The 15,835-nt window shown below is 65.7% G+C and carries 15 protein-coding genes and 1 tRNA gene; 12 read left to right on the top strand and 4 right to left on the bottom strand.

The window, feature by feature from the left end:
• The first annotated feature begins 26 nt into the window (after positions 1 to 26).
• The 6 genes from OOB33_RS18705 to OOB33_RS18680 all read left to right on the top strand — a co-directional run bounded on the left by OOB33_RS18705 (position 27) and on the right by OOB33_RS18680 (position 4,781).
• The gene (locus OOB33_RS18705; RefSeq protein ID WP_271009752.1) at positions 27 to 680 is read left to right on the top strand and encodes a protein-L-isoaspartate O-methyltransferase family protein; all 654 of its coding nucleotides are present in this window, start codon (positions 27 to 29) and stop codon (positions 678 to 680) included.
• A 14-nt stretch (positions 681 to 694) separates the two neighbouring features.
• On the top strand, positions 695 to 1,057 hold the full coding sequence (locus tag OOB33_RS18700; RefSeq protein WP_271009751.1) for a rhodanese-like domain-containing protein: 363 nt from the start codon (positions 695 to 697) through the stop codon (positions 1,055 to 1,057).
• 78 nt (positions 1,058 to 1,135) lie between these two features.
• Complete coding sequence (locus OOB33_RS18695; protein WP_243392720.1) at positions 1,136 to 2,491, top strand: TolC family outer membrane protein; 1,356 nt, start codon at positions 1,136 to 1,138, stop codon at positions 2,489 to 2,491.
• A 117-nt stretch (positions 2,492 to 2,608) separates the two neighbouring features.
• Positions 2,609 to 3,394: a peroxide stress protein YaaA gene (gene yaaA, locus OOB33_RS18690; protein ID WP_271009750.1), complete on the top strand. Its 786-nt coding sequence runs from the start codon at positions 2,609 to 2,611 to the stop codon at positions 3,392 to 3,394.
• A gap of 39 nt (positions 3,395 to 3,433) precedes the next feature.
• Positions 3,434 to 4,312, top strand: a complete 879-nt coding sequence (locus OOB33_RS18685) for a 2OG-Fe(II) oxygenase (RefSeq protein ID WP_271009749.1) — start codon at positions 3,434 to 3,436, stop codon at positions 4,310 to 4,312.
• Between the two features lie 40 nt (positions 4,313 to 4,352).
• Positions 4,353 to 4,781 carry a hypothetical protein gene (locus OOB33_RS18680; protein WP_271009748.1) on the top strand — a complete coding sequence of 143 codons (429 nt, stop codon included), beginning with the start codon at positions 4,353 to 4,355 and terminating at the stop codon, positions 4,779 to 4,781.
• Between the two features lie 69 nt (positions 4,782 to 4,850).
• Here OOB33_RS18680 and OOB33_RS18675 read toward each other — a convergent pair whose 3' ends face one another.
• Positions 4,851 to 5,312 carry an Lrp/AsnC family transcriptional regulator gene (locus OOB33_RS18675; RefSeq protein WP_102767068.1) on the bottom strand — a complete coding sequence of 154 codons (462 nt, stop codon included), beginning with the start codon at positions 5,310 to 5,312 and terminating at the stop codon, positions 4,851 to 4,853.
• 100 nt (positions 5,313 to 5,412) lie between these two features.
• Between OOB33_RS18675 and ilvB the strand changes: the two genes are divergently transcribed.
• Positions 5,413 to 7,233 (top strand): biosynthetic-type acetolactate synthase large subunit, encoded by a 1,821-nt coding sequence (ilvB, locus tag OOB33_RS18670; RefSeq protein WP_271009747.1) that lies wholly within the window; start codon positions 5,413 to 5,415, stop codon positions 7,231 to 7,233.
• Here ilvB and OOB33_RS18665 read toward each other — a convergent pair.
• The 3 genes from OOB33_RS18665 to earP all read right to left on the bottom strand — a co-directional run bounded on the left by OOB33_RS18665 (position 7,194) and on the right by earP (position 11,688).
• Positions 7,194 to 9,431, bottom strand: a complete 2,238-nt coding sequence (locus OOB33_RS18665; protein WP_271009746.1) for a CocE/NonD family hydrolase — start codon at positions 9,429 to 9,431, stop codon at positions 7,194 to 7,196. The genes ilvB and OOB33_RS18665 overlap by 40 nt on opposite strands.
• 406 nt (positions 9,432 to 9,837) lie before the next feature.
• Positions 9,838 to 10,392 carry an elongation factor P gene (gene efp / locus OOB33_RS18660; RefSeq protein ID WP_102767065.1) on the bottom strand — a complete coding sequence of 185 codons (555 nt, stop codon included), beginning with the start codon at positions 10,390 to 10,392 and terminating at the stop codon, positions 9,838 to 9,840.
• 219 nt (positions 10,393 to 10,611) lie between these two features.
• A complete protein-coding gene (gene earP, locus OOB33_RS18655) occupies positions 10,612 to 11,688 on the bottom strand; it encodes an elongation factor P maturation arginine rhamnosyltransferase EarP (RefSeq protein WP_271009745.1) in 1,077 nt (358 codons plus the stop codon).
• Positions 11,689 to 11,722: 34 nt separating this feature from the next.
• Between earP and uvrC the strand changes: the two genes are divergently transcribed.
• The 5 genes from uvrC (at position 11,723) to OOB33_RS18630 (ending at position 15,751) form a co-directional block, all read left to right on the top strand.
• On the top strand, positions 11,723 to 13,783 hold the full coding sequence (uvrC, locus tag OOB33_RS18650; protein WP_271009744.1) for an excinuclease ABC subunit UvrC: 2,061 nt from the start codon (positions 11,723 to 11,725) through the stop codon (positions 13,781 to 13,783).
• Positions 13,770 to 14,360, top strand: a complete 591-nt coding sequence (locus OOB33_RS18645) for a hypothetical protein (protein WP_243392719.1) — start codon at positions 13,770 to 13,772, stop codon at positions 14,358 to 14,360. Before uvrC ends, OOB33_RS18645 begins: the two co-directional genes overlap by 14 nt.
• Positions 14,361 to 14,516: 156 nt before the next feature.
• Positions 14,517 to 15,083 (top strand): CDP-diacylglycerol--glycerol-3-phosphate 3-phosphatidyltransferase, encoded by a 567-nt coding sequence (gene pgsA, locus OOB33_RS18640; RefSeq protein WP_102767063.1) that lies wholly within the window; start codon positions 14,517 to 14,519, stop codon positions 15,081 to 15,083.
• A gap of 254 nt (positions 15,084 to 15,337) precedes the next feature.
• Complete coding sequence (locus OOB33_RS18635; protein ID WP_102767062.1) at positions 15,338 to 15,610, top strand: HU family DNA-binding protein; 273 nt, start codon at positions 15,338 to 15,340, stop codon at positions 15,608 to 15,610.
• A gap of 65 nt (positions 15,611 to 15,675) precedes the next feature.
• Positions 15,676 to 15,751 (top strand) — tRNA-Val (locus OOB33_RS18630).
• Positions 15,752 to 15,835: the final 84 nt, after the last annotated feature.

The following is a 15,835-nucleotide window of genomic DNA, read 5'->3' as shown; positions in this document are numbered from 1 at the left end:
AGCACAACACGGAAAGACTGACTGAGATGAACATCGAACAAGCCCGCTTCAACATGATCGAACAGCAGATCCGCCCCTGGGACGTGCTGGACGCTGGCGTGCTGCAGCTGCTGGCCGTGGTCAAGCGCGAAGATTTCGTGCCGCCGGCCAGCAAGGGCCTGGCCTTCATGGACACCGAAGTGGCCCTGGCCGGTGGTCAGCGCATGCTGGCCCCGCGCGTCGAGGCCCGCCTGCTGCAAGAGCTGAAGGTGGCGCGCCATGAGAAGGTGCTGGAAGTCGGCACCGGCAGCGGCTTCATGGCCGCGCTGCTGGGCCACCGCGCCCAGCGCGTGCTGAGCCTGGAAATCAACCCCGAGCTGGCCGCCCAGGCCACGCTCAACCTCAAGCGCGCTGGCGTGCTGAATGTCACGGTCCTGGAGCAAGACGGCTCGCAAGGCCTGGCCAAGGAAGCCCCGTTTGATGTGATCCTGCTCTCGGGTTCGGTGGCCGAGGTGCCGTCGGCACTGCTGGCTCAGCTCAAGGTCGGCGGCCGTCTGGCAGCCATCGTCGGCGAGGAGCCGGTGATGCGCGCCCAGCTGATCACCCGCGTGGACGACAAGAACTACCGCACGACCGAGCTCTTCGACACCGTGGCCCCGCGCCTGCAAGGCTTTGCCGAGCGCAGCAGCTTCCAGTTCTGAGTGCCTGCACTGAGATGCTGCCTTCTCTGAGCGTCACCGATCTGCGCGAGCTCTGTGCGCGCAACGCACCTGGGGCGGCGCCAGCTTCGGGGCTGGCGGCGCCCTTGTTGCTCGATGTGCGTGAGCCCTGGGAAGCGGCGCTGGCCCGGATCGACATCGAAGGGGTGGCCAGCTGCCTGATCCCCATGGGCCAGCTGCCCGAGCGCCTGGACGAGTTGGACCGCTTGCAGTCCATCGTCTGTTATTGCCATCACGGCATGAGAAGTCTGCAAGTCGTCGCATTTCTGCAGCGCCAGGGCTTCGATTCCGTCTATAACCTCGCCGGTGGCATTGATGCGTGGTCCTTGCAGGTCGACCCTGGTGTGCCCCGCTACTGATGACCAAACCCAACAAGTGCGCATCCCGCTAGGATCGCGGCTCAGGAATCAAAAAGCTAATCGCTGACAAGGAAGCTCATGCGTGACCCCCGTGCAATGAATTCGCGCCACTCCTCCTCCAACCCGGGCCGTGCCCTGAGCCGCATCGGCATGGCCCTGGCCTTGTTGATGGCCGGCGGCGCCCAGGCGCAAAGCCTGCAGGAGCTCTACGACGCGGCCCGCGCATTCGATGCCCAGTACCTGTCCGCCCGCGCCCTGGCCGATTCCGCCCAGTACAAGGCCGCCCAGGCCGACGCCCTGGCCCGCCCCAGCCTGGGTTTGGGCGTCACGGCCAAGCGTGATGAGACCGATCCGCCGAACTTCAGCCGTGTCGGCGCCACCTCGCTGAGTGCCGGCCTGCAGGGCAAGTACGCGCTCTACAACCGCAGCAACCAGCTGACCATCTCGCAGGCCCAGCTGGGCCTGACCGTGGCCCAGGCCGATCTGGAAACCGCCGAGCAGGATCTGATCGTGCGCGTGGCCCAGGCCTACTTTGATGTGCTGGGCGCGCAAGATGCGCTGGGCACCGCCCGCGCCAGCAAGGCCATGATTTCCGAGCAACTGGCCTCGGCCAAGCGCAATTTCGAAGTCGGCACCCAGACCATCACCGACACCCGCGAAGCGCAAGCCCGCTACGACCTGGCCCTGGCCACCGAGATCGCGGCCGAGAACGACCTGCGCATCAAGAGCGTGACCCTGGATCAGCTGGTCGGTCGCAACGGCGTGACGCCCAAGCCCCTGGCCGTGCCCGTGGCCCTGCCGGCCGTGACGCCGCTGACCGTGGACCCCTGGGTGGCGCAGGCCGAAGAGCAGCACCCCCTGGTGCGCAAGGCCCGCCTGGGCCTGGATTCGGCCAAGATCGAAATCGACAAGGCCCGCGCCGCCGAAGGCGTGACGCTCGATCTCAACGGCAGCCTGGGCACCGTCAATGCACGCGGCGCGGGTGCTCAGCTCAAGGGCACGACCCACAATGCCAGCCTGGGTGTGACCCTGAGCCTGCCGCTCTACACCGGCGGCGCCACGCAAAACCGCATCAAGGAAACCCTGGCCTTGGAACAGAAGTCGCGCAACGACCTCGACTACGCGCGCCGCGCCGTGTCCGAAGGCACCAAGCGCGCCTTCTTCGGCGTGCAGTCGCTGACCGCCCAGGTCAAGGCGCTGGAAGCGGCCGAGTCCTCGTCCAAACTGGCGCTGGAAGCCACGCAGCTGGGCTACAAGGTGGGCGTGCGGGTCAATCTGGACGTGCTCAATGCCCAGACCCAGCTCTTCAACACCCAGCAAAACCTGGCCAAGGCGCGCTACGACGTGGTCATGACCAGCCTCAAGCTGCGACAGGCCTCGGGCCAGCTCAAGCCGGAGGATGTGTCGGCGGTGAACCAGCTGCTGGCCAAGTAAGCCAAGCGTCGCAGGCCAAGGCAAGGCTTGCGCAGCCCGCCCAGGCGAGAGGCCTCGGCGGGCTTTTTCATGCCCGGCTGCCTGGCCTGTCACGATGGCTGGGCGAGAATACCGGCCATGCTTTACCTGCTCTCTCCCGCCAAGTCGCTGGACTACGAAACCCCGGTTCCCGATGCCCTCAAGCCGCTGATCAGCCAGCCCCAGTTCACCGCCCAGTCGAGTGAATTGATCCAGGTGCTCAAGACCCAGACGCCGGCCGATATCGCCCGCCTGATGGACCTGTCCGAGGCTTTGTCCGAGCTCAATGTGGCCCGTTATCAGGCCTGGCGCCCCCGCTTCACCGAGAAGAACAGCAAGCCGGCTGTGCTGGCCTTTGACGGCGATGTCTACGATGGCCTGCAGGCCAAGACCTTGAATGCCGAGCAGCTGCAATGGGCGCAAGCCCATGTGGCCATCCTCTCGGGCCTGTACGGCGTGCTGCGCCCCATGGATTTGATGCAGCCCTACCGGCTGGAGATGGGCACGCGCCTGGCCAATCCGCGCGGCAGCAATCTTTACCAGTTCTGGGGCGACCGACTGGCCGAGCACCTCAACGCGCGCGCGGCCTCCAGCCAGGTGCCGGTGATCGTCAACCTGGCCTCGCAGGAGTATTTCAAGGCGGCCGATCGCAAGGCCTTGCAGCCGCGGGTGCTGGAGTGCGTGTTCGAGGACTGGAAGAACGGCCAGTACAAGATCATCAGCTTCTTCGCCAAGCGCGCGCGGGGCCTGATGGCGCGCTTTGCCATCACCGAAGGCGTGGATACGCCGGCCGGTCTGCTGGACTTCAATCTCGACGGCTACCGCTACCATGCCGAGGTGTCCACGGCCGAGCGTCTGGTGTTCCGCCGTCGCCTGGTCGACTGATCGTTTTTCGTTCCTCTTCCTCTTGTCCCTCGCTTCACCATGAGTGCACAACAACTGATCACCGCCGAGCTGCGCCATTGGATCGGCGCCCAGCTGGCCCAGGGCTGCAGCCAGGAGCAATTGCTGGCTGCCATGCAAAGCAGTGGCTGGGATGCCTCGGTGGCGGCCACGGCCTTGGCGCAGACGCTGGACCCTTCCCTGGTGCAGCCCATGGCCGCCAGTCCCGCCATCAGCCAGGCGGTGCGCGATGCGGCCGCTGGCAGCGCGGTGCCCGAGCCCGATCTCAGTGCTGGGCGCCCGGTGATCCGGGTTGGTGACCGCGAGGTGCAGGTGCTGCTGAGCCTGCGGCATCCGCGCGTGGTGGTGTTCGGCGGCCTGCTGTCGGATGAAGAGTGCGATGCCATGGTGGCCCAATCCGAGGCGCGCCTGGCGCGTTCGGAAACCGTGGCGGCCAAGGACAGCGGCAGCGAGGTCAACGCGGCCCGCACCAGCGAGGGCATGTTCTTCGAGCGCGGTGAGAACGAGCTGATCCGCCGCATCGAGGCGCGCCTGGCGGCCCTGATCAACTGGCCGGTCGATCACGGCGAAGGCCTGCAGGTGCTGCGTTACCGCCCTGGTGCCGAGTATTTGCCGCATTACGACTATTTCGACCCCGGCATGAGCAGCACGCCGGCCATCCTCAAGCGCGGCGGTCAGCGCGTCGGCACGCTGGTGATGTACCTCAACACGCCGGGGGCGGGCGGCGCCACCATCTTCCCGGACATCGGCCTCGACGTGCTGCCGGTCAAGGGCAATGCGGTCTTCTTCAGCTACGACCGGCCGCAGCCTCAAACCCTGACCCTGCACGGCGGTGCGCCCGTGCGGGAAGGGGAGAAATGGGTGGCCACCAAATGGCTGCGTGAGGGCGTGTTTTTCTGAGGCGCTGCCAGTTCAGCAATTCGCGTAGGAAATGAAAACCATGAGCAAGAACAAGAAGCAAGCGACGGTGTCTCGAATGGTGGCTGTGTGCTTGGGTCTGTCGGCCACGCTGGGCATGATGGCGCCCGCCTGGGGCCAGATCAGCAGCCAAGGCACCGTCATCCAGACCCCGCAGCCGGTGGCGCCGGCCGTGGTGGGCCTGCACCAGCTGGAAGACGCGGCCAAGGCGCCACCGGTGGAAGCTGCGGCCAAAGCTGGCAAAGCATCGGGCAGGGCCGCGAGCAAGGCTGCCAACAAAAAGACCAGCAAAGCCGCCGCCAAGGCGGCCCCGGCCAAGAAGGCCAAGGCGAGCAAGTCCGCCAAGCCTGCCAGCAAATCAGGCAAGAAGGCTGCCGCCGAGGGCGTCGGCAAGAGCAGCAAGAGCGGCAAAAAAGCCCAGCAGGCCAGCGGCAAGCGCAAGGCGCATTGAACCCAGGCCTGCGCGCGGGATGAGTGGCGGCGCCGGGAGGCGCGCCAACAGCCTCGGCGTTTGCAGGGTTCAGCCGCGCAGCGGCAGCTGGCTTTGCTTCAGCTGCCGCAGCACAAAGCTGGACTTGCTGTGGCGTATGCCCGGGATCTTGTAGAGCCGCTCGCGCAGCAGGCGCTCGTAGTCGCGCGTGTCCGAGACGGCGATGCGCACGTAGTAGTCGTAGTCGCCCGAGACCAGAAAGGCTTCCAGCACCTCGGGGATCTGCTCCAGCGCGCGGCCGAACTCGAACAAGGCCTCGTCGGAATGGTTGTCCAGGGTCACCTGCACGATCACGGTGTCGGCCAGGCCGATCTTGGCGGCATTGAGGCGCACGGCATAGCCTTCGATCACGCCGGCTTCTTCCATGCGCTTGATGCGCGCCCAGCAGGGCGAACTGGTCAGGCCGACCTGGCTGCTCAACTCTTGCAGGCTGATGCGGGCGTCCTGCTGCAGGCAGGCCAGGATGGCGAAATCAAATTTGTCGAGCTTCATGCTGCTGGAGTTTAGCTTTGCAGCAAAATTTGCTTCTTTGATTTGGTTTTGAGGAAAAATTCGGCAGCCTTTGCTGCGTGTTCTTGGGCACAGTGCTGGCATGAGTGCATCGCCCGAAACCTTGTTCGACGCAGCACCGGATCTGGCTCCGGTGTGTCTTCTGCCCACCATCCCGCGCAACGGCGCGCAGGCCTTGATTGCCAGCCTGCTGGCTCTGGGCGTGGACACCGTGTTCGGCTACCCCGGTGGTGCCGTGCTGCCGCTCTACGACGCCTTGCATGCCGAGCCGCTCCTGCGCCATGTGCTGGTGCGCCACGAGCAGGCGGCCGTACATGCGGCCGAGGGCTATGCGCGCAGCACGGGCAAGGTGGGGGTGGTCTTCGTGACCTCGGGCCCGGGTATGAGCAACACCACCACCGGTCTGCTGGATGCCTTGTGCGACAGCATCCCGGTGCTGTGCATCAGCGGCCAGGTGGCCACCACGGCGATCGGCACCGATGCGTTTCAGGAATGCGATGCGCTTGGCATCTCTCGGCCAGTGACCAAGTGGAATGTGCAGATCCGCGCCGTCGACCAGGTGGCGGCCACGGTGGAGGAGGGCTACCGACGCACGCGCGAGGGCCGACCGGGGCCGGTGTTGATTGATTTCCCCAAGGACATCCAGCTGCAAGCCCTGGCCGAAGACAGCTGGCAGACGCCTGTGCCCCGCCGGCCCGCGCCCCACCGGCCCGATGCTTCCGCGGTGGACGCCGCCCTCGATCTGCTGCAGGCTGCGCAGCGCCCGGTGTTCTACGGCGGTGGTGGCCTGATCAATTCAGGCGCAGCGGCCTGCGCCAGTTTTCAGCGACTGGTCCAAGCGACCGGTGCGCCGTGCACCTTGACCTTGATGGGCTTGGGTGCTTTTCCGGCTGCCAGCCCGCAGTGGCTGGGCATGCTGGGCATGCACGGCAGCCTGGAGGCCAATCTGGCCATGCACCATGCCGATGTGATCGTCTGCGTCGGTGCGCGCTTTGACGACCGGGTCACCGGTCGGCTCGACAGCTTCTGCCCGGGTGCCAAGATCATCCACCTGGACATTGATGCGCGTTCCATCGGCAAGGTGGTGCGTGCCGATGTCGGCCTGCGCGGCGACTGTGTAGCTTCGCTGGCGGCGCTGGAGCAGACCTGGCAGACGCGCGGCCTGCACCTCGACTTGCAATCCTGGTGGTCGCGCATTGCGCGCTGGCGGTCGGCCGACAGCTTTGGCTTCGAGGACAGCGGCAGCGGGGAGATCGCGCCGCAGGCCTTGATGCGCCAGTTGCAGCGGGCCATCGAGCGGCAGCGCCCGGCGCAGGGCGCCATCGTCTCGACCGATGTTGGCCAGCATCAGATGTGGGCGGCCCAGCATCTGCAGTTCCAGGCGCCCGGCCGCTGGCTGACTTCCGGTGGCGCTGGAACCATGGGTTATGGCCTGCCCGCGGCCTTGGGGGCACAGATTGCGCATCCGCAGGAGCTGGTGGTCTGCGTCAGCGGCGACGCCTCGGTGCTGATGAACATCCAGGAGCTGTCCACCGCCGTGCAGCACCGCCTGCCTGTCAAGCTGGTGCTGTCCAACAACGGCCGCATGGGCATGGTGAGGCAGTGGCAGGAGCTGATCCACGGCGGCCGCTACAGCCACAGCTACACCGAGGCACTGCCCGATTTCGTGGCCTTGGCCCTGGCCTTCGGCTGGCAAGGCTTGCGGGTCGAGCGGCGTGAGGATCTGGACGCCGCGCTGCAGCGATGCCTGGCCAGCGCCGGGCCCTTTTTCCTCGATGTGCAGGTGCGGGCCGAGGAAAACTGCTTCCCCATGATCCCGGCCGGCGCCGGGCACCAAGAGATCTGGTTGGGCAAGGAGCGGGCTTATCTCGAAGAAGCCGAGCTGCCCTCATCCTCAGGCTGAACGGCCTTGGACATGGGCAGCTGGATGAAGCTGCTGCTCAACCAGCGGATGTGCAGCGGATCGCTCGCATCCGCGGTGCTCTCCTCGCTGACCGGCTTGCCGGTGCCGTGATTGACCTGGGCGCCACTGTTTTTGTTGACGTTGACCTGCAGCACCAGGCGACTGCCCGCTTGCAAGTGGCGGGCCACCATGCGCGTGCGCTCGAAGGGGATGCGCTGGACCCGTCCGGGCGTCAGCAGCCGGCGCTGGCTCATGTCGCGGGCATGGCTAGCGCGGCCGAGGAAGTAGGACAGGTGAAGGTAGTCCCCTTGCGCCGTCAGCTCGTAGAGCACAAGGCCCAGATCGACGTCCCGTTTGTTGATCACCAGGTGCAACTCGCCGGAGAAGCGGCCGGCCAGATTCATGGCCTGCTTCAAGGGGGCGCTGACAAAGGTGTAGCCGCTGCTCGTGTCCAGCTCGCGGCGCAGGATTGGGGCAGGGTAGTAGTCGGTGTTGCTGCTGTGCTGGCGATCGGCGAGGTCCAGCGTTTGTTCAAAGCCGTGAGCTCGCTGGCGGCGGTCTGGGGTCAGCTCCGTGCTCCGTCCATCGGCCGACAGGCTCAGGTACAAGCGCTGGTTCTGGCGGTGAAGCGCCTTCAATGACGGCGCATGGAGCCAGCGGTTGGTGCCCATCACTTGGTAGTTGATGCGGTCTTTGAGGAGGGCTGGGCGTGGACCACCTTTCAGCTGGTGGTCCAGCCACTGGAAGGTCAGCTCCTGGGTGTCGAACTGCGCAACCGGGTCGATCGCGTAGCCGCGCAGCACCGGTGCCTTGAAGGACGATTGCGCGCCGCCGTGGTCGTAGGGGCCGATCAGCAGCACATGGTTCGGCCGCGGGTGGTGGGTTTCATGCTGCCGTAGGTATTCGAGGGCGGAGATCTGCCCGTCGTCGTAGTAGCCGGTGATGCTGAGCACAGGGATGTCAATGCGTGCATAGTCGCGGCCTTGCGGCACCATGGACTGCCAATACCCGTCGTAGCTCGGGTGTTGCAGCCAGCGTTGCAGCCAGGGGTTGGCTTGTCCGTCGATCTGGTCGATGTCTCGGTGGGGGCGGCCGCTCTCATACCAACGATCCGCCAGGCGGTTCCAGCGCTGCGAATCGAAATAGCTGGTCTTGTCGAGGTAGGCGTGGTTGCCCACGTAAAACGCCCAGCCGTAGTTGGCATTCAAGCCAACATTGTTTTCCATGGGCAGGCCCTGCCCAGGCATGGCTGCGACATAGGGCACGATGGTTTTCAGGGCCGGGTGTGGGCGCTTGAGGGCTGCCCATTGGGCAAAGCCGTCGTAGCTGCCGCCGAACATGCCCACCCGGCCATCGCTCCAGGGTTGCCGGGCCATCCAATCGATCACGGCATTGACGTCACGGTGTTCAAACTCGTAGGGCGCGATCACCTCCGGGCTGCCCGCCTTGCCGCGCGAGTACGCCGCCACGCCCACATAGCCGCGCTGGGCCGCGTTGCGAGCCTGGCGCCACAGATCCTGTTCATCGGCGTAGATGCTGAAGACCAGAGTGGCCGGCAGGCGAGCCGGCGCGTTCCTGGGCCGCATCACAAAGGCGGAGAGCGTGGTGCCGTCGGGGCCGCGCACCTGGGCCTGTTCTCGCAGGTAGCGGCGTTCTTCCTCGGCCTGCAGCAAAGGTGGCATCAGCGGCAACACGCTGCGGAACACCAGCCAGGGTTGGTAGGCGCGAACCCGTGCCTTGATCTGTTCCTGCGTGAGGTGGACCGAAGCATCCAGCGGCGCTGCCTTCAGTTGAGTCCGCCAGTCCTGCTCGCCGCGCTCCAGGTTGTAGGCAAAGCTGCGTTCCACGCGCATGGCTTGCAAGTCGCTGAGTGCATGCAGGACCTGCGTGTAGGTCGAGTTGAAGGCTGCAGCAAAGCCCGCACTGCCTTCGGCCTGGCTCAGGCGCAGGGCGCGGGCGTAGATCTCGTAGTTCAGATAGCTGAGCGGGGGCTCCGCCTGACCTTGGCGCACCTGGTCTTCGCGCAGGCGGCGCAAACTGTCGAGAGCGCCGGTCGCGTCCTCGGCGACGAGCTGCAGCCGCATGCGGTTCATCCAATCGACCCCGCGGGCGGCATTGCCCGGCCCTTGGGGTGATGGAGTGGTGCTGGCTTCAGGATTCGGGCTTTCGGTCAGCACCCTTTGTGCCCACGCACGCATGGCTGCCATCTCGGGAAGTTGTGTCACTTCTTCTGCGGCCACAGCGCGCACGGAGGGCTTGCCCGCCGAAGGTGCTTGGGCCCAGGCGGTGGCGCTCATCAGGGATGCCCAACACAGACCCAGCAGGATGAATCGCTCGGAGGGCCCGAAAGGTCGCCTGCGCGCGCTTGCTGCTGATGTGTCCCCCATGCTCCCTCCTGCAGGAATGATCTGGCACCAGGGGCCTTGTACCAGCAGGTCGCTGGAAACACAAAAGTCAGCCAGATCGGCTCGACACCCGGCGGGGTGGGCAGCTGCCCGCTGCGTGCGCCGGGTTTCGTCCGGGCGAAAAAAAGCCAGTCGGCATCAGCGGACTGGCTTTGTGTCTGGCAAGCGTCTGGGCCGTGAGGGCCCAGGCATCACGTCCTCAGACGCGCTTGCGGTACTCGTGCGTGCGGGTGTCGATTTCGATCTTGTCGCCTTGGGCCACGAAGATGGGCACGGGGATTTCGAAACCGGTGGAGATCTTGGCGGGCTTCAGGACCTTGCCCGAGGTGTCGCCCTTGACGGCCGGCTCGGTCCAGGTCACTTCGCGCACCAGCGAGGTGGGCAGTTCGACCGAGATGGCCTTGCCGTCGTAGAACACCACTTCCACGGGCATGGAGTCTTCCAGGTAGGACAGGGCGTCGCCCATGTTCTCGGCTTCGACTTCGAACTGGTTGTACTCGGTGTCCATGAACACATACATCGGGTCAGCGAAGTAGGTGTAGGTGCACTCGCGCTTTTCCAGGATGACCTGGTCCATCTTGTCGTCGGCCTTGAACACGACTTCGGTGCCGGAGTTGTTCAGCAGGCTCTTGAGCTTCATGCGCACGGTGGCTGCATTGCGGCCGCCGCGGCTGTATTCGGTCTTCAGCACGACCATCGGGTCTTTACCGTGCATGATCACGTTGCCGGCGCGGATTTCTTGAGCAATCTTCATGAGTGTTCCGATTTGGAGAGAAGTTCTGCGGGATGGCCCGGTGGATCACGCATGCTGCAGGTATGCACGATCGATTCGGGGCCCAGGCCATTGTTCGAACTTCGGTCAAAGAACAAGTGCCTGCTGTCTTGAGAGCCGGGTTTTCAAGGCCCAACACGACCTCAAATGCCCGACCAGGGTGCTGCGCCCAACACTTGCGGCGCGACAAAGCCCTCAATTTTAGCCCGATTTGGCGGCCAAGCCGAGCAGCTGGCTGCACAAGTCGGGCTGCAGCAGCAATTGCGCACGCCATTCCAGGGCTTGGGCGGCGGCCGGCGCAGCCGCTGGCAGCTGCAGCGGGCCGGCCTCCAGCTCGTTCCAGCGGCGCCAGAGCTGGCGGGTCGGGCTGGCCAGTTCGGCGGGGGCGCCTTGCAGGTAGAGATCGAGAAAGGCGTCGAGCTTGGGGCCATGCGCGCCGTCGTCCTGGCGGTAGATTTGCCAGACCATGGGCTTGCCGGCCCACTGGGCCCGCACAAAAGAATCCTCGCCGCGCACCAGGTTCAGGTCGGCCGCCCAGAGCAGGGCGTCGAACTCCGGCTGGCTGACAAAGGGCAGGGCATGCAGGCGTAGCCGGGCCGGCCACTCGCGCTGCAGCAGCTCGGCTTGCACCGCGCCGGGGCAGGCCAGCAGCAGGGTGGGCTGATCGGCCAGGGCGTCCAGCAGATCGCCCAGGCGCGGGTTGGGGTAGGCGAACAGGCTGACGATGCGCTCGCCCGGCTGGCGCTGCAGGCCCTGCGCGGTCAGCCAGGCGTTTGCATCGAAGCGGGCCTGCGCCTCCAGCAAGCTTGGTTCGCGCAGCAGGCCGCCGGTGCGCAGGCTGAAGCCGGGGTAGAAAAAACGCTTGTCCAGGCCGCGGCCCGGGCCGCTGAATTGCGGTGAGCTCAGGCCATGGCTTCGCTCGACATAGGCCTCGGCGCTGAGGTATTCCAGGTTCAGCCAGAGCGGCGCGGTCGGGCGCGTGGCCATGCGGGTGACAAAAGCGGGCGGCAGCTCGCAGCCAAAGGTTTCGATCACCACATCGCCGGCTTCGAGCTCCATGCCCTCGACCTCGGCTTCGCGCCAGTCATGCACCGAGATGCCAGCCGGCCAGCCGCCCGGCGCCATCCAGCGCAGCGGCGCCGCATCGTCGATCCACAAACGCACTTGCTGGCCGCGCGCGGCCAGGTCGCGGGCCAAGCGCCAGCTGACGCCGACATCGCCGAAGTTGTCGATCACACGGCAGAACAGATCCCAGACCCGATTCGAACACTGACTCATGGCGGGATTATCGAGCCGGGCACAATGCGGCCCCATGCCAACGCCTGACGCCCAAAAGCCCGCTGAAACCCCCGTCGACCCCGCTGCTCCAGCCTCTGCGGAGGAGGCGCGCGCCCTCGGCGAACAAGCCCAAGCGCACTGGGCGGCCGAGCGCCGCATCGTCGAGGAGGCCGAGGCCTTGCGGGTGCATCAGGTCGAGCAGGCCGCGCGCGAGCAGCGCGAGCGCATCCTGCAGGAGGTGGCGGCTTTGCCCGGCCTGCCCGGGGTCTACCGTTACTTCGACGCTCAGGACCAGGTGCTCTACGTCGGCAAGGCCAAGCACCTCAAGAAGCGCGTCTCCAGCTATTTCCAGAAGGACCATGGCGGCACCCGCATCGGCCTGATGGTGGCGCGCATCGCGCGGCTGGAGACCACGGTGGTGCGCACCGAGTCCGAGGCGCTGCTGCTGGAAAACAATCTGATCAAGGCCTTGAACCCCAAGTTCAACATCTTGTTCCGCGACGACAAGAGCTACCCCTACCTCAAGCTCAGCGGCCATCAATTCCCTCGCATCAGCTACTACCGCGGCGCGGTGGACCGGCGCCACCGCTACTTCGGGCCCTTCCCGAGCGGCTGGGCGGTCAAGGAATCGATCCAGCTGATCCAGAAGGTCTTCAAGCTGCGCACCTGTGAGGACACGGTCTTCAACAACCGCTCGCGGCCTTGCCTGCTGTACCAGATCCGCCGCTGCTCCGGCCCTTGCGTGCCGGAAGGGCAGGGCGCCGATTACGCCCGCAATGTCAGCCATGCCGAGCGTTTTCTGCTGGGCGAGACGCAGGAGGTGATGGACGGCCTGCAGGCGCAGATGATGGCCCACTCGGATGCCTTGCAGTTCGAGTTGGCGGCCGAAGTGCGCAACCAGATCCAGGCCCTGGCGCGCGTGCTGCAGCAGCAGTCGGTGGACGAGAACAGCGCCACCGGGCGCGACCGCGATGTCGACATCCTGGCGGCCAAGGTGCAAGGCGGCCGCGCGTGCGTCAACCTGGCCATGGTGCGCGGTGGCCGGCATCTGGGGGACCGCGCTTTCTTCCCGCGCCATGTCGAGGAGGCCACCGCCGTGTCGCTCGGCGACGACGAGCAGCTCAGCGCCTACTCGCCCGAGCGCCAGGTGCTGGAGGCCTTCATGGCCCAGCATTACCTCGATGCCCATGTGCCCTCGCTGATCGTACTCAGCGAGGCGGTGGACGAGTCCTTGTCCGAGGCCTTGAGCGAGCAGGCTGGTTACAAGGTCACGACCCAGGCCCAGCCGCGCGGTCAGCGCCGCATCTGGCAAGAGATGTGCGTCAAGGGCGCTGAGCTGGCGCTGGCGCGCTTGCTGGCCGAAGAGGGCTCGCAGCAGGCGCGCACCCGCGCCCTGGTCGAGGCGCTCGATCTGCAGGTGCAGGAGCTGGACAGCTTCCGCATCGAGTGTTTCGACATCAGCCACACGGCGGGCGAGGCGACCATGGCCTCCTGCGTGGTCTTCGATGCGCATCAGATGCAGAGCAGCCAGTACCGCCGCTACAACATCGAGGGCATCACCGGCGGCGACGATTACGCCGCCATGCGCCAGGTGCTGACGCGGCGCTACAGCAAGCTGGCCGAGGCGGCGCAGCTTGGCACCGGCCGGCTGCCGGACCTGGTCCTGGTGGACGGTGGCCGCGGCCAGGTGTCCATGGCGCGCGAGGTGTTTGAAGAGCTGGGCCTGGACCTGAGCCTGATCGTCGGCGTTGAAAAGGGCGAGGGCCGCAAGGTCGGCCTGGAAGAACTGGTGTTTGCCGATGGCCGGCCTAAGGTCTACCTGGGCCGAGATTCGGCCGCCCTGATGCTGGTGGCGCAGATCCGCGACGAGGCCCACCGCTTTGCCATCACCGGCATGCGCGCCAAGCGCGCGGCGGTGCGCACGGGCGGCTCCAAATTGGAAGATGTGGCCGGCATCGGCCCGAAAAAGCGCGCCCAGCTGCTGCAACGCTTTGGTGGAGTTCGCGGCGTGGCGGCGGCGAGTGTGGATGAGATTGCCAGTGTCAAAGGCATTTCCAAGGATCTGGCAGAGGAGATTTATCGTGTCTTGCATTGAACAGAACCGAGGCGCCGCGCCGTCGTTGCCGCCGGCCGCCAGCGTCTGGACCGGCCGCAGCGGCCTGGGTGCGATCGCCGTGCTGGCGGGCCTGATGGCGGGCTGCAGCAGTGGCCCGCGTGCGCCGGCGCCTTCCAGCAGCCAGCCCAGCACCTCCGCGGCAACGCCGGCTCAGCCGGCCTCGCCGAGCAAGCCCGCTGAGCCCGCCAAGCCGACCGAGAGCGCCAAGCACGGCCTGCCGCCGCCCGCACCGGTGCGCAGCCACGACGAGCTGCGCAAACAGGCCGCGCAGCGCCTGGTCGCCGCCAATCCGCACATGACCTATATGGGTCAGGTGCCAGCAGTGCTGCTGGCCATCCCCGTGCTGGAGGTCGAGCTCAAGCATGACGGCCACATCAAGCGCATCAATGTGCTGCGCCGCCCAGGTCAGGCGCTTGATACGGTGCAATTGGCCATCGATGCAGTGCACCGCGCGGCACCCTTTGGCAATGTCTCGCGCATGCCCGAACCCTGGAAGTTCAGCGAGACCTTTCTGTTCAACGACGACCGCCATTTCAAGCCCCGCACCTTGGACTGAAGGCCCTGGTTGAGCTCAGTCCGCCGAGGCAATAAAGCCACAGTCGGCGGGCGCCGAGCGGCCATCTGAGCCCGATGTAGGCTGCTTTGCCCGCTCTTGGTGCAAAAGCTCTGAATTGCACGGCGGCCTTGGCCTTTGTTTGGGCACAATGCCGGCATGTTCTTCACCCTGCCAACGCTGTTCACTTGGGCCCGCATCGTCGCCATTCCGCTGGTGGTCGGTGTTTTCTATCTGGACCTGAGCAAAGACAGTCAAAATTTCTTCGCAACCGCCTTGTTCATCCTGGTGGCCTTGACCGACTGGCTGGATGGCTACCTGGCCCGCAAGCTCAACCAGACCTCGGCGTTCGGCGCCTTTCTCGACCCGGTGGCGGACAAGATGCTGGTCTGTGCGGCGCTGCTGATCCTGCTGGAACTCGGTCGCGTCAATGCCCTGGTGGCCCTGGTCATCATCGGCCGCGAGATCGCCATCTCCGCCCTGCGTGAATGGATGGCGCAGATCGGCGCTTCCGGCAGCGTGGCCGTGCACATGGTGGGCAAGCTCAAGACCATGGCGCAGATGATTGCGATTCCCTTTCTGCTTTTTGATGGTGTGCTGTTCGGCGTGCTGCCGACCCGTCCCTGGGGCACCTGGCTGCTGCTGGCTGCCGTGGTGCTGACCATCTGGTCGATGGTGTACTACCTGCAAAAAGCCTTGCCCGAGATTCGCGCCAAGGCGCGCTGAAATCGGCGGAAGTGCCAGCGCCCGTCTTGTGCGCTGGGGTGCGCGCCGCAGTGCACGCCAGGTGCCCAGGCTGTCAGCAACTGATGCAGTTGTATCGGGGCTTTTCCCGGTCGGGCGGGCTCGCTGAATGCGCTTAGAATCCGCTTCCCCGCGAGTTTTAGCGTCCCTTGGGTCCGGTCAGAACGCCGGCCTGAGGCGCCAGAAGCCAGGGCCAGATTCGCTGTGCGGACGCATTTCCTTTTGAGGGGATCCAATTGAACAAGTCTGATCTGATCGAGCACATCGCCGTGCAGGCCGACATCTCCAAAGCTGCTGCCGGCCGTGCGCTGGAAGCGGTCATCGGTGGTGTCAAGGCGACGCTGAAGAAGAACGGTTCCGTTTCTCTGGTAGGCTTCGGCACCTTCAGCGTGACCAAGCGCGCTGCGCGTGCAGGGCGCAACCCCCGCACCGGCGATGCGATCAAGATCAAGTCTGCCAAAGTGCCGAAGTTCCGGCCCGGCAAGGCGCTCAAAGACGCGGTCAACTGAAGTTCGGCGTCAGCCCCGTTTGGAAGTTTTGAGTAAGTTGTAGTTGTTGGTTGATCCGGTTTCCCGGGTGCTTAGCTCAGTTGGTAGAGCGTCGCCTTTACACGGCGCAGGTCGGCGGTTCGAGCCCGTCAGCACCCACCAGTATTGCCCCAGTCCGACACTCTGTCTGGACGTGGGCCTTGGCTAGAAGAAGGCCATCCCACGCAAAGGCGAACTCCGGTTCGC

This window comes from Paucibacter sp. B51, from assembly GCF_027863535.1.
GTDB classification, from domain to species: Bacteria; Pseudomonadota; Gammaproteobacteria; order Burkholderiales; family Burkholderiaceae_C; genus Paucibacter_A; species Paucibacter_A aquatilis.
Note: the sequence above shows the minus strand (reverse complement) of the source record. Positions and strands in the feature narration are given on the sequence as shown.

Coding starts and splice junctions, on each gene's coding strand:
- OOB33_RS18705 (WP_271009752.1), top strand. CDS start 27: ATGAACATCGAACAAGCCCGCTTCAACATGATCGAACAGCAGATCCGC.
- OOB33_RS18700 (WP_271009751.1), top strand. CDS start 695: ATGCTGCCTTCTCTGAGCGTCACCGATCTGCGCGAGCTCTGTGCGCGC.
- OOB33_RS18695 (WP_243392720.1), top strand. CDS start 1,136: ATGCGTGACCCCCGTGCAATGAATTCGCGCCACTCCTCCTCCAACCCG.
- yaaA (WP_271009750.1), top strand. CDS start 2,609: ATGCTTTACCTGCTCTCTCCCGCCAAGTCGCTGGACTACGAAACCCCG.
- OOB33_RS18685 (WP_271009749.1), top strand. CDS start 3,434: ATGAGTGCACAACAACTGATCACCGCCGAGCTGCGCCATTGGATCGGC.
- OOB33_RS18680 (WP_271009748.1), top strand. CDS start 4,353: ATGAGCAAGAACAAGAAGCAAGCGACGGTGTCTCGAATGGTGGCTGTG.
- OOB33_RS18675 (WP_102767068.1), bottom strand. CDS start 5,312: ATGAAGCTCGACAAATTTGATTTCGCCATCCTGGCCTGCCTGCAGCAG.
- ilvB (WP_271009747.1), top strand. CDS start 5,413: ATGAGTGCATCGCCCGAAACCTTGTTCGACGCAGCACCGGATCTGGCT.
- OOB33_RS18665 (WP_271009746.1), bottom strand. CDS start 9,431: ATGCGTGCGTGGGCACAAAGGGTGCTGACCGAAAGCCCGAATCCTGAA.
- efp (WP_102767065.1), bottom strand. CDS start 10,392: ATGAAGATTGCTCAAGAAATCCGCGCCGGCAACGTGATCATGCACGGT.
- earP (WP_271009745.1), bottom strand. CDS start 11,688: ATGAGTCAGTGTTCGAATCGGGTCTGGGATCTGTTCTGCCGTGTGATC.
- uvrC (WP_271009744.1), top strand. CDS start 11,723: ATGCCAACGCCTGACGCCCAAAAGCCCGCTGAAACCCCCGTCGACCCC.
- pgsA (WP_102767063.1), top strand. CDS start 14,517: ATGTTCTTCACCCTGCCAACGCTGTTCACTTGGGCCCGCATCGTCGCC.